This window comes from Sinomonas notoginsengisoli (assembly GCF_021554725.1).
In the GTDB taxonomy this organism is placed as follows: Bacteria; Actinomycetota; Actinomycetes; order Actinomycetales; family Micrococcaceae; genus Sinomonas; species Sinomonas notoginsengisoli.
In genome coordinates this window covers 865530-878494 of record NZ_JAIZDP010000001.1, presented here as the reverse complement: position 1 = coordinate 878494, position 12965 = coordinate 865530, and the positions used below count along the sequence as shown (strand labels likewise).

At 67.9% G+C, this 12965-nt stretch carries 9 protein-coding genes and 1 tRNA gene; 7 read left to right on the top strand and 3 right to left on the bottom strand.

What is annotated here, in order from left to right:
• Positions 1-34: 34 nt before the first annotated feature.
• On the top strand, positions 35-646 hold the full coding sequence (locus LF262_RS04065) for a M48 family metallopeptidase (protein WP_235779297.1): 612 nt from the start codon (positions 35-37) through the stop codon (positions 644-646).
• Between the two features lie 9 nt (positions 647-655).
• Positions 656-853 (top strand): hypothetical protein, encoded by a 198-nt coding sequence (locus LF262_RS04060; RefSeq protein ID WP_235778959.1) that lies wholly within the window; start codon positions 656-658, stop codon positions 851-853.
• 70 nt (positions 854-923) lie between these two features.
• Here LF262_RS04060 and LF262_RS04055 read toward each other — a convergent pair whose 3' ends face one another.
• Entirely contained in the window at positions 924-2375 is a 1452-nt protein-coding gene (locus LF262_RS04055; RefSeq protein WP_235779296.1) for a zinc-dependent metalloprotease, read from the bottom strand.
• A 201-nt stretch (positions 2376-2576) separates the two neighbouring features.
• Between LF262_RS04055 and LF262_RS17075 the strand changes: the two genes are divergently transcribed.
• From LF262_RS17075 to LF262_RS04040, 3 genes are all read left to right on the top strand, one after another.
• Positions 2577-3647 (top strand): YlbL family protein, encoded by a 1071-nt coding sequence (locus LF262_RS17075; RefSeq protein ID WP_235778958.1) that lies wholly within the window; start codon positions 2577-2579, stop codon positions 3645-3647.
• 180 nt (positions 3648-3827) lie between these two features.
• Entirely contained in the window at positions 3828-6812 is a 2985-nt protein-coding gene (locus tag LF262_RS04045) for a UPF0182 family membrane protein (RefSeq protein ID WP_235778957.1), read from the top strand.
• Between the two features lie 71 nt (positions 6813-6883).
• Positions 6884-6960: transfer RNA gene (locus tag LF262_RS04040), tRNA-Met, on the top strand.
• An 85-nt stretch (positions 6961-7045) separates the two neighbouring features.
• Here LF262_RS04040 and LF262_RS04035 read toward each other — a convergent pair.
• The gene (locus tag LF262_RS04035; RefSeq protein WP_235778956.1) at positions 7046-7840 is read right to left on the bottom strand and encodes a PspA/IM30 family protein; all 795 of its coding nucleotides are present in this window, start codon (positions 7838-7840) and stop codon (positions 7046-7048) included.
• Between the two features lie 63 nt (positions 7841-7903).
• Complete coding sequence (locus LF262_RS04030) at positions 7904-9949, bottom strand: TPM domain-containing protein (RefSeq protein WP_235778955.1); 2046 nt, start codon at positions 9947-9949, stop codon at positions 7904-7906.
• Between the two features lie 248 nt (positions 9950-10197).
• On the opposite strand from LF262_RS04030, the gene LF262_RS04025 reads away from it, so the two are divergent.
• Together LF262_RS04025 and LF262_RS04020 are read left to right on the top strand one after the other, a co-directional pair.
• Positions 10198-11868 carry a S1C family serine protease gene (locus LF262_RS04025; RefSeq protein WP_235778954.1) on the top strand — a complete coding sequence of 557 codons (1671 nt, stop codon included), beginning with the start codon at positions 10198-10200 and terminating at the stop codon, positions 11866-11868.
• A gap of 293 nt (positions 11869-12161) precedes the next feature.
• Positions 12162-12962, top strand: coding sequence for an electron transfer flavoprotein subunit beta/FixA family protein (locus tag LF262_RS04020; RefSeq protein WP_235778953.1), 801 nt, complete (start codon positions 12162-12164; stop codon positions 12960-12962).
• The last annotated feature ends 3 nt before the right edge of the window (positions 12963-12965 follow it).

Below are 12965 nucleotides of genomic sequence, written 5' to 3'. Positions count from 1 at the left end.
GCGCGCAACGGCCCCTGCCCAGCCCGTCCTGCCGCTGGAAGGTTCCCCCAGTCGGGAAGGGATCGGCGGGCAGGAGCCGGACCCCCGGGTCGAGGTGCGCCGCTCGGCACGCCGTCGCAAGACGGTGTCCGCGTTCTGGGAGGGCAGCACGGCAGTCGTGGCCATCCCCGCGCATTTCTCCCGTGCGCAAGAGGCACACTGGGTCGATCGGATGGTCGCGCGCCTGCAGCAGGACGCGGCCAAACGCACCGGTTCGGCCACCGACGAGGCGCTGATGGCACGGGCGCTCGAGCTCTCCCGCGCGCATCTGGGCGGCCGGGCCACGCCGTCGTCCATCCGATGGGTCACCAACCAGCGCCGCCGCTGGGGCTCGTGCACACCGAGCCGGCGGACGATACGGCTCTCGCAGGAACTGCAGGGCATGCCCCAGTGGGTCATCGACTATGTGATCGTCCACGAACTCGCCCACCTTCTCGTCTCCGGACACGGGCCCGGATTCTGGCGTCTCGTCGAGAAATGCCCGCGTGTCGCGGAAGCCAAGGCGTTCCTCGCGGGCGTGGCGTTCGCCGGGCTTCATCACGGGCCGGGGCAGCCGGACGAAGACGGGGACGACTGGGGCCTTACCGACGACGAGGAACGCGCCTAGAATCTGGCCATGACTGAGCTACCAGCCAGCTACGCGAAGTACCTCGTCGGCCGCGACGAGCTGTTCGTGGACACCATCCGACCGATCCTTCTGCAGTCGGCCGCCGACAAGGTGCAGGGAGTCCGGGTCGTGATCGATCCCCAAGTGCTCCAGGCACATCTTGACGAGAGGATTCCGTACGGCGAGATCGTGGAGGACATCGACTGACGCCACCGAGCCCGACGGGCCGCCCCGACTTGTCAGGACGACCCGTTCTCAGCTCTGTGTCCGGGCAGCGTCAGGCGCGGGGCGCACCAGGGGGAGTGCCGCCGTCGTCCGTCCCCTCCTCGGATTCATCGCTTTCCCCGTCCGGCTCGTCTGTCCCGGACGGTGCTGCGGGCTCGTCGAAGCCGCCGGCCAGTAGCTTCTCGAGTGCCTCGTCCACTTCGGAGTCCTTGGCCTCGGCCTGTGACCGCCGCGCCGAGAAGCCGCGCGGGTCGTCGAGGTCCTCGGCGGTGGGGAGCAGATCGGGATGCTTCCAGATGGCGTCACGGCCTGCGATTCCGCGCTCCTGCGTCAGGGATGCCCATAGGGTGGCCGCGTCACGCAGTCGCCGCGGCCGCAGCTCGAGCCCCACGAGCGATGCGAACGCGTGTTCGGCCGGGCCGCCCGTTGCGCGACGCCGCCGGACGGCTTCGCGGAGAGCCCCGGCGGAAGGGAGCACGCTGTCGGTCGCGAAAGCCGTGAGCTCGTCCACCCAGCCCTCGACCAGTGCGAGTGCGGTCTCGAGCTTGACCAGCGCCGCGTCCTGCTGCGGCGTGCGTTGCGGCATGAACACGCCTCCCTGGAGGGCCTCCTGGATCGACTCAGGGTTGCTCGGGTCGATGCCGTGGGCGAGCTCCTCGATCTTGGAGGCGTCGATGTGGATGCCGCGGGCGTAGTCCTCGATGGCGCCGAGCAGGTGGGCGCGCAGCCATGGGACGTGCATGAAGAGGCGCGCGTGTGCGGCTTCTCGGACTGCGAGGTACAGCCTCACATCGCCCTCGGGGAGCCCGAGGCCCTCGCCGAACTTGGCCACGTTCGCCGGCAGGAGAGCCATCTCGAGGTCGACGAGTGGTACGCCGATATCGGAGGAGCTCACGACTTCCCCGGAGAGCGCCCCGATCGCTGCCCCGAGCTGCATCCCGAAGATCGCGCCGCCCATGTTGGTCAGCATCGAGGACGTTCCACCGAGCATGCCCTTCATCTCATCGGGCATCTGCTCATTGATGGCTGTGGAGAGCGCTGTCGCGATGCTGTTGGCGACAGGCTCGGTAAGGCGGCGCCACGTGCCCATCGTGGCCTCGATCCACTCGGCCCGGGACCAACCGCGTCCGATGATGCCCGTGCCAGGCAAATCGGTGGCCTTGTCCAGCCAGATCTCTGCGAGGCGGAGAGCTTCGTCTACCTCGCGGTTCTGCGTCGCCGAGACCGACGGATCCGAGGTCGTCGCGGCGGTGCGGCGCGCATGCTCGTGGGCCAACTGCCAGTTGACGGGGCCGTCGCCCGCTGGCGCGGACATCATGGCCTGCACCTGCTCGAACATCTGGCGCAGGAGGTTCGGATCGCTCGGGAGGCCGGCCGCTTTGGCGATCTCCGTGGGGTCGAACCCTTCGGCGCCCGCACCGCCCATGAGCCGTCCGAAGAGCTCGGACAGGGGGTCCTGGGGCTCGTCGTCGTGGCCCGAAGGCTTCTCAGGTGTGGTCATCATGCCGCCGATCAGTGCTGCTGCTAAGGACATCCTCACGGTACCGCCCCGCCATTGGGCATGTCGCGGGTGCGCGAGCGTCTTTCGCTGTCGGCACAGAGGCCTTCGGGCGCACGCCCAGCCATGCACGTAGGCTGGGCCCGTGCCGCGTTGGAAGATCCCGAGCGGCATTGGATCCAGCCATCTGAGAGCACGGAAGGCAGCGTGGAGGCAGTCAGCCAGGGCAAGGGAACGGGCAGGGGTTTCGCGGCGGTGACTTCGGCGCTCGCCGCGCTCGTGCTCGGTGCGACTGTCGTCGCCGTACCCGTCCCGTACGTCGTCGAGTCGCCCGGACCCGCGTACAACACCCTCGGACAGACCGACGGCAAGGACGTGATCAGGGTCACCGGACACGAGTCCTATCCTGCGGGGGGAGCGCTCGACCTCACAACGGTCTACGTCAACGGGGGCCCGAACAGCGACGTCGGGCTCCTCGACCTTGCGCGATCGTGGTTCGACCGCTCGCGCGGAATCCTTCCCCAACGGGTGGTCTATCCGCCGGGCACCACACGCCAGCAGGTGTCCGACGAGAACGCGGCCCTCATGCAGGACTCGGAGCAGACCTCGGTTGCCGCAGCATTGGGGAATCTCGGCATCGCCTATGAGCAGCGGATCAATGTCGCGTCGGTCCCGGACGGTTCGCCTTCTGCGGGCAAGCTGCGTGTCGGGGACCAGCTCGCAAGCGTCGCAGGCACCAAGGTGGCCTCGCTCGCAAGCGTGCAGCAGGCCCTCGCCGCTGCCAAGGGCACACCGGTCCAGGTTGTCGTTGTCCGCGACGCGAAGGAGGTCACCGAGACGGTGACTCCGATGCAGAGCCAAGGCAAATGGGTGCTCGGGGTCGGCATCCGCTACACCTTCAGCTTCCCGTTCACCATCAATGTCGAGTTGGACCGCGTCGGCGGGCCGAGCGCCGGGATGATGTTCGCCCTCGGCATCGTGGACAAGCTCACTCCGGGGGACATGACCGGCGGGAAGCACGTCGCAGGAACGGGCACCATCACTCCGGACGGGACGGTCGGCCCGATCGGCGGAATCGACCAGAAGCTGTACGGCGCCCGCTCTGCCGGAGCCACGCTCTTCCTGGCCCCGGCGGCCAACTGCGGCGAGGTCGTGGGACACGTCCCTGACGGCCTGGCGGTTGTGAAGGTGTCAACGCTTGCCGAAGCGCGTTCCGCCGTCGAGGGCTACGCCCAGGGGCGAGACCCGGCCGTAATGCCCCAGTGCCGAGCAGGCTGAGGCGGGGGAGGGCACAAGGCGCGGACCGTCTCCGAATCGTTATCGCCGTGATCTGCGGGGCCGGGAACTGTCGCTGAGCGCCGGGCGTGCTTGACTTAGACCAAGCGCGTGTATGGGCCGGCCCCGCAGCCAGTCCGCGTGCAGCGCTGAGCAGTTTCGCCCAGAACAACGAGGTACGCCGTGACATCCCGCCCCGAAGGCAGACCGACCGCCATCCGCCGCCGTCGGGGGGCGCTGATCCCGACGCTCGTCATCGTCGCTGTGCTCGCGGTTGGGTTCGTGCTCTTCTCGCAGCTGTACACGGACATCCTCTGGTACCGGCAGCTGGGATATGTCGAGGTCTTCCTCCGGCAGAACTTCACGCGTGCGCTCGTGTTCCTGATTGCGGCCCTCCTCATGGGCGGTGCGATCTACGGGGTGATGCGTGCTGCCTACGGGGCCCGGCCCGTCTACGCTCCGGACCCCTCGAGCCACGACACCATGAGTCGCTACCAGGAGCAGCTTGAGCCAATGCGCCGCATCGTCATGGCGGCCGTGCCAATCGTGTTCGGGCTCTTCGCCGGCGCGGCCGCCGCGAGCCAGTGGCAGAAGGCGGCCCTGTTCTTCAACCAGGAGGGATTCGGGGTCCAGGATCCCCTGTTCCACCTCGACATCAGCTTCTACGTGATGACCCTGCCGTTCCTCGGAGCCATCGTCGGCTTCCTGCTCGGCGTTGTCGTCATCGCCGGTATCGCTGGTCTTCTCACCCACTACCTGTATGGCTCGATCCGCATCAGCGAGAGCGGGATCTACATGGCCCGCGCGGCGCAGCTCCATCTGGCGATCTCCGCCGCCGCGCTCCTGCTGCTCATCGCCGCGAACTTCTGGCTCGACCGGTACAGCTCGGTCTTCAGCTCGTCGGGGCGTGTCTCGGGTGCTCTGTTCACCGATGTCAACGCCGTGATCCCCACCAAGGCCATCTTGGCCATTGCTGCGGCCATTGTGGCCGTCCTCTTCATTGTTGCCGCCGTCATCGGGCGATGGAGACTGCCGCTCATCGGCACCGCGATGCTGGTGATCACCGCCATCCTCGCGGGCGGGGTGTACCCGTGGGTGATCCAGCAGGTTCAGGTGCGCCCGTCCGAGCAGGGCGCCGAGGCGCCGTACATTGAGCGCAATATCAACTCGACCCGGGCCGCCTATGGGCTCGACAAGGTCGAGGTGCAGCCGTACAAGGCGACCACGGACGCCACGCAGGGTGCATTGCGCCAGGACGCGCAGACCGCCGCGAGCATCCGGCTGCTCGACCCGACCCTTGTCTCGCCGACCTTCCAGCAGCTCGAGCAGTACCGCCCGTACTACCAGTTCGCGCCGTCCTTGAACGTGGACCGGTACACCGTTGACGGCAAGACCCAAGACACCGTCGTCGCCGTCCGCGAGCTCAACTCCCGCGGCCTCTCGCCGAGCCAGCAGTCCTGGTACAACAACCACATCGTCTACACCCACGGCTACGGTGTGGTCGCCGCGTACGGCAATACGGCAACCGTTGACGGCAAGCCGGTCTTCATGGAGTCCGGCATCCCATCCACTGGGGTGCTGGGCAATGACGAGAGCTATCAGCCGCGCATCTACTTCGGCGAATACTCGCCGGACTACTCGATTGTCGGAGCCGCCGCTGGAAGCCAGCCGCGCGAACAGGACAAGCCGCAGGGCGGTGCAGGCGAGAGCCAGTACACCTTCACGGGGAACGGCGGCCCCAACGTGGGCGGCTTCTTCAACAAACTTATGTACGCGATGAAGTTCCAGAGCACGGACCTTCTCTTCTCCGACGGTGTGAACGCGAACTCGCAGATCCTGTACGACCGGAACCCCCGTGACCGGGTGCAGAAGGTTGCCCCGTACCTCACGGTCGACGGCAACGCGTACCCCGCTGTCATCGACGGGCGGGTGAAGTGGATCGTTGACGGCTACACGACGAGCCAGTACTACCCCTACTCCCAGCAGCAGCAGCTCCAGGCGGTCACGGCCGATTCCCAGACGGCCGCGGGGCGGGCCACGCAGCTGCCCCAGGCGACCGTGAACTACATCCGGAACTCGGTCAAGGCCACAGTCGACGCGTACGACGGTTCCGTGACCCTGTACGCGTGGGACGACCAGGATCCCGTCCTTAAGGCGTGGGAGAAGGTGTTCCCCAGCACGGTCAAGCCGATTTCTGATATGTCCGCAGGCTTCATATCCCACGTCCGTTACCCTGAGGACCTCTTCAAGGTCCAGCGTGAGCTCCTGACCCGATACCACGTCACCGACCCGAAGGACTTCTACCAAAACAACGACGTGTGGAGTGTCCCGAACGACCCGACGGTGAAGGCCAGCGGGGTCAAGCAGCCGCCGTACTACATGACATTGCAGATGCCGGACCAGAAGTCGCCGGCCTTCCAGCTGACATCGAGCTTCATCCCTCAGACTGTGGAGGGGGGATCCTCCCGCGAGGTGATGTACGGCTACCTCGCCGCAGACTCTGATGCCGGGAACAAGGCAGGGGTGAAGGGCGCCGAGTACGGCAAGCTCCGGCTGCTCCAGTTGCCCACGGACACCCTGGTGCCCGGACCAGGCCAGGTGCAGAACAAGTTCAACTCCGACCCGAACGTCTCGCAGGCGCTCAACCTGCTGCGACAGGGTGCCTCGGAGGTGCTCAACGGCAACCTCCTGACGCTGCCCGTCGGCGGTGGACTGCTTTATGTCCAACCGGTCTATGTCAAGTCCACAGGGGCCACGTCCTACCCGACACTGCAGCGCGTGCTGGTGGCATTCGGCGACAAGATCGGGTTCGCGCCGACGCTGGACAAGGCCCTCGACGGCCTCTTCGGTGGCAACTCCGGCGCCAAGGCTGGCGACTCGGGCAACAACAGCAGCGCCGGTGCCCCCACGCCGAGCCCACAGCCCTCGTCAGGCACGGCGCAGACCGCACAGGCAGACCTGCAAGCGGCCCTGAAGGATGCGAGCCAGGCCATCAAGGATGGCCAGGCAGCGCTCGCGGCGGGCAACTTCGCCGCGTACGGCGAGGCGCAGCAGAAGCTCAGTTCTGCGGTCCAGCGGGCCATGGACGCGGAAGCGAAGGTTGCCGCGGCCGGCGGCGGAACGTCGGGCTCATCGACAGCGAGCCCGACGCCTACGCCCAGCAAGTAGCGCATGATGGTGGCCCAATGTTCGGCGTGATTTGGCCTGCCGTTGGCCAGTTGCTAAGGTTGACAGTGCGCCGCGGGGTGGAGCAGTTCGGTAGCTCGCTGGGCTCATAACCCAGAGGTCGTAGGTTCAAATCCTGCCCCCGCAACCACGGCACTGCCGAATCCACGAGGCCCGGACCAGATGGTCCGGGCCTCGTGTCGTCCCGGCGTGAGCCGGGCACAGAGCCTCTCGCTCTAGAGCTTGCCGAAGTCCGCCTCGTCCACTGCACCGCCAGCCTTCGGAGTCGCGCCGCTGCCCGAAGCAAGGGCAGCGGGGGACGCGCCGTGCTTGAGGGCAGCCAGCCGGGCCTCGATCTCCGTCTGCTCCCCGAGGTCCTCGAGCTGGTTGAACTGGGCGTCGAGGCTCGAGGCGGCGAGCTCTTGCTGGCCGCGGACCTTGGCCTCTTCGCGGCGGACCTTCTCCTCGAAGCGGGATACCTCGCTGGTGGGGTCCATGATGTCGATGCTCTTGAGGGCGTCGTTGACCTGGGTCTGGGCCGCCGCGGTCTTGGCCCGCGCCACGAGCTCGTTCCGCTTTGCCGTGAGCTCGTTGAGCTTGGCCTTCATCTGGTCCAGGCCTGTCTTGAGGCGGTCCACAACGTCGTTCTGCGTCGCAATGGTCGGCTCAGCGGCCTTCGCCTCGTTCTCAGAGGACATCTGCCGCTGGATCGCGACCTTGGCCAGGTTGTCGAACTTCTCGGCGTCACCCGGGTTGCCAGAGGCCCGGAACTCGTCCGCCTTCTTGGACGCGGCGAGGGCCTTGTTGCCCCAGTCCTGGGCTGCCTTGACGTCTTCGGCGTGGTCGTCCTCGAGCATGCGGACGTTGCCGATCGTCTGGGCGATCGCGGACTCGGCCTCAGCAATGTTGTTCGTGTAATCGCGGACCATCTGGTCCAGCATCTTCTGCGGGTCTTCCGCCTGGTCGAGCAGCGCGTTGATGTTCGCCTTGGTCAGCTGTGCGATGCGCCCGAAGATGGACTGCTTTACCATGGTGCTCCCTTTCGTTGTTTGAAAGTCCTGACCGGAGGACGGCGTTCGCATCCCCCGCGCGGCCTAGAAGCTGCCGCCGTCGCCGCCGAAGTCCCCTCCGCCGCCGAAGTCCCCTCCGCTGCCGCCCCCGCCCCAGCCTCCGTCGACGCCGCCGCCCCCGCCCCAGCCGCCGTCCCCCCAGCCGCCGTCATGATGGCCACCTCGGAGGATTGAGTCGATGATGATTCCACCGAGGATCGCGCCTCCCAGTCCGCCCGCGCCGAACATGCCCCCGCGTCCGGGCCCACCGCCCCAGCCCGAGAACTGGCCGACGTCCTGCTGCGCTATCTCGGCAGCTTGGGTCGCGAGGGCATTGGCCTGCTGGGCGTACGCGAGGGCGTTCATGGGATCCGCATCCGCGATGGAAAGGGCGTAGTCGAGGTTGCGCTGCGCCTCTGCGAGTCGAGTCCTGGCCTGGGTTCCCACGCCGCCGCGCCGGGCTGTGATGTAGTCGCTCGTGGCGCTGATCTGTGCCTGGGCGCTTTGGATGGCCTGCTGGAGCGAGGCCTGGGCCCGCTGTGTCTGCTGCTGCCTGTCCCTGACACCGGCGAGCGCCCCGTCGAGCTGCGAATGTGCGGCTTCAATGCGCGTCAGCATAGCGAGCGGGTCGATTTTGCCGGCCGCGCGCTCTCGCTGCACGGTCCCAAGCGCCGCCTCGACGGCTGCCGCGGGTCCGATGAGCTCAGGGTGCTGGCCTCCTGCGGCCATCGCCTTGGCCTCGGCGAGGTCGCCCTGGGTGTCGGCGAGGGCAGGGTCGATCTTCCCCTGCGCATCGTCGAGCGCCGAGGAGGCCTTCTCGATCGCGTCGAGCAGCACGCGAGCCTGATGGAGCGCTTCCTCGCCCGCACGGACGGCGATGGCTGCCGGGCCGGACTGGCCTTCGGCGAGCTTCTGCTTCGCGGTCTCGGAGGCGTTGGATACGAATGCCAGCCGGTCCTGGGCCTGAGTGATGTTGTCCGCAATGTGCTTGGCTGCGGAGTCGGCATACTTCGCCTCGACCGTGGCGAGCGTCCCCTGTGCACCCGTGAGCAGCGATTGGGCCTCGGCGGCGCCTTTCCTGATCTCCTCGAGGGCCGCGGGAGCATTCCGCTCGAGTTCGCGCAGCGCGTCGAAATCGGCCTTCTGTTCGGCGAGTGAAGCAATCGCGGCCTCGGAGCGGCGGATGATGTCGCCGAGCCACTGGCGCTGCTGGGCCTCGGTATCCGGGATGTGGTCGTCGAGCTGCTGCTGGAGTTTGAAGGACTCGCGCATGCGGGCCTTGGCGTCCGCGAGTGCCTTGGTGAAGTTCCCCACAGCGTCGCCCCCGTAGGAGGCCTCGGCGAAGCCGAGCTCCTGCTCGCTCGAGCGGATCGCGTCGTCCGCCCGAACGAGCACGCCGCTCGCCCGCTTGCGGAGCTCGTCCAGGCTCAGTCCCGCGAGCGGATCGCGCTCGCCCTGATCCGGACCGAGCTGCTCGGGCCGACCCCCAGCGGCTGGCCTGCGCCTGCGGGATATGAGGTAGGCGGCACCGGCTCCGGCAACTACGACGCCGCCGCCCACCAGCCACCCAGTGGCGTCCGCCCCGGAGGAGACCGTCCCGCTCCCGCCACCCGCGGCATCGCCCGCAGCCTTTGCCGTATCGATGGCGGCCTGGGCGTAGTCCTTTTTCCCGCCGGCGAGGTTGGGGGTGACTGCGTTCTGCGCGATGGTCGAGGTCTTGGGGTAGACCTTAGTGTTCTGCGGGCTTGCCACAACCTGGTACTGGCCCGAGGTGGCGATCGCAAGCAGGACGTCGGAGCTGCCCATCCCGGTGTTTTTCACCACGGTCTGGGCCCACGCGGCGCGGTCACTGGGATTGGTGAACGAGTCCACGATCACCACATAGAGGTTCACCCTGTGCTGCGAGAGGAGGTCCGAGATGGCCTTCTGGACGTCCGCCCTGCGTGTTCCAAGGGCATTCTGCGGGTCGACGATGTTGGTCCCCGACGGCACAGCCACAGGGTCCGTGGCCCACGCGGTGGCGGTTGCGGGAAAGAGCATCAGGAAGGCCGCCGCGAGGGCAGCAAGGAGAGTCTTCGCCGTCGAACGCATGCGCCATCCTTCGCTCAGCCGTGAGGCACGGCCTCGGGTTCCGAGCAGCCCCACAGCGCATCCGCCGCCGGAACTGCCGCACGTACCTTGATTCTAGGGGCGGCGTCGGGGCGGTGCACCGCCGTGAAATGCGCTGGGGGTGAAACATCTCTCTTTCGGCGGACTCCCAGCAAGCTTCCAGAGAACAGAAGCGTCCAGCACAGCTTGAGGGACGATAGTGGAAGGAGTTCAGGGAAAGGACACCACTGATGAACGAGAGCGATCCCCGTCCGGCACAGCCCGGCCCGGGCGCACCCGACCCCCGTGAGCAGGGCGCGTCCGATGGTCAGGGCGGCCCAGCGGTCCAGCCGCCGACCGTAGCGTCGACTGCCCGGCCGCCACATCCCGGCCAGACCCCACCGCAGCCGACAGAGCCGATCCCGCACTATGGCCAGAATGCGCAGGCCGGCAGCCCCTCGGAGTCGCAGTACGGCCGGTACGGCCAGGACCAGTACGGCCAGCAGGCGCCGCCCCATGCACCGCAGGGTCCCCAGTACGGTCAGCGTGCGCCGCAGTACGGGCAGCAGGGTCCCCAGCAGTATGGACAGCAGTCGCCGCAGCAGGCCCCCCATGCCCCGTACGGCCAGCCCCCGTACGGCCAGCAGTCCCCTCACGACTCCCAGGGCTCCTCGTTCTTCCGTCCGCAACCGCAGGGCCCCGGCTCGCAGCGAACCGGCCAGAACCGCCGCTGGGGGACGGGCGTGCTGGTGGGCGGCATGCTCGTGGCGGGGCTCGTTGGGGGCGGCGTCGCAGCCGGGACCGCGAGCGTGTGGGCTCCGCATGCGATGACCACGTCATCCCAGGCGCAGAACTCCAGCCCAGTCATCGTCAACAACCAGGACAGCGTCAACGCCGTGACTGCTGCCGCTGCGAAAGCTGCCCCGAGCGTCGTCACCATCGGCGTGACCTCAGGGAACTCTTCGGGCACAGGCTCTGGCGTGGTCCTCGATGACCAGGGCCACATCCTCACCAACACGCACGTCGTGACCCTTGACGGCCAGGTCGCCAACCCGACGGTCGAGGTCCGCGCCAACAACGGTGCGGTCTACAAGGCCAAGGTGGTCGGAACGGATCCGCTCAGCGACCTCGCGGTGGTCAAGGTCGACGGCGCGAACCTGACCCCTGTCTCCTTCGGCGACTCGGGGAAGCTCAACGTGGGCGACATCGCCGTGGCGATCGGCGCTCCGCTGGGCCTCGAGAATACAGTGACCGACGGCATCGTCTCGACCCTCAATCGGACCATCTCCGTGGCCTCTTCGGCGGCGCCGAAGGGCGGTGACAACTCCCAGGACAACGGTGGCCAGGGCTTCCAGTTCGCCCCTCCCGGCGGCGGCCAGGCCCAGCGGCAGGCCGCGCAGAGTACGGTGAGCCTCAACGTCGTCCAGACTGACGCGGCCATCAACCCCGGCAACTCGGGCGGCGCCCTGGTCAACAGCAAGGGCGAGCTCATCGGCATCAACGTCGCGATCGCCTCGACAGGCCAAGGCCAGGGCTCCTCGAGCTCGACGTCCGGGAACATCGGCGTCGGGTTCAGCATCCCCGCCAACTACGCGCACCGGATCGCCAACGAGATCATCGCCAACGGCAAGGCATCCCACGGACAGCTCGGCGTGTCCGTGCAGTCCCATCCGGCCAACGGCACCGACTCCTCGTTCTCCAATGGGGCCCAGGTCGCCTCGGTCACCTCCGGCTCGGCCGCCGAGAAGGCGGGCATCCGCCAGGGAGATGTCATCACGCAGTTCGCCGGTCGCAGCATCGGGGACGCGTCGGAGCTCACGGCAGCCGTGCGCGAGCAGGCGCCCGGCAGAACCGTCAAGGCGACAGTCGTGCGCAACGGGCAGTCTCAGGATGTCGACGTGACGGTCGGCGCGGCTCCCTGACCGCTGGCTTGACGGAGGCCTGAGGGCCAGGCAATGTCCTCCCCGAACCACGCACGACGGCGCGTTCCGACACCCAGCCGGGGCGCGCCGTCGCACGTTCCCACCACAGGCAGGGAGAGCGCGAGGACACACTCTGTCGAAAGGGGGAGGCGTTTGCGGCGTAGCGTGTGGTTAGCTAGGCGTGCCCGGCCTACACGCCGCGGGCCGCGAAGGCCTGCCTGCCAGACCGGGCGGCACCTGCCACGGGCGGACCACGCCCGTGGCACGTACGCGAGCATGGAAGGCCATGGACTGTGGGAGACTCCCTCAAGATCGTCGTGCTGGTCAAGCACGTTCCTGATGCGCAATTCGACCGTCACATCGGCGACGACCGCACCCTCGACCGTTCGGAGAGCATCCTCTCCGAGCTGGACGAATACGCCCTCGAGGCGGCGCTGCAGCTCACCGATGCCCGCGGCGGAGACAAGGGCGGCAACGAGGTCATCGCCCTGACCATGGGGGGCCCGGATGCGGCCAACGCCCTCAAGAAGGCGCTGCAGATCGGCGCGAGCTCGGGCGTGCACCTGACGGACGAGGCGCTCTTGGGATCAGACGCCGGCGCGACCTCGCTCGCGCTCGCCGCGGCGATCCGCAGCCTCGGCGACGTCGATGTCGTCATGACGGGCATGGCCTCGACCGACGGCGAGACCTCGCTCGTGCCTGCCCAGCTTGCCGAGCGCCTCGGCCTGCCCCAGCTCACGTTCGCCTCGTCCCTTGACGTCTCGGGTACCACGGTGAGGATCCAGCGGGACGGCGAGGGCGTGTCCGAGACTGTTGAGGCGGACCTGCCTGTACTCGTGTCCGTGACGGACCAGGCCAACGAGCCGCGCTACCCCAACTTCAAGGGCATCCTCGCGGCCAAGAAGAAGAAGGTCGCCACCCTTTCCCTGGCTGATCTCGGGCTCGACCCCGCCCAGGTGGGTTCCGCAGGCTCGCTCACCACGGTCGAGTCGGCGCAGCCCCGCCCCGCCCGCGCCGCTGGCACCATCATCACCGACGAGGGCGACGCCGGCGTCAAGCTCGTCGACTTCCTGGCCGCGCAGAAGCTCATCTGAGGG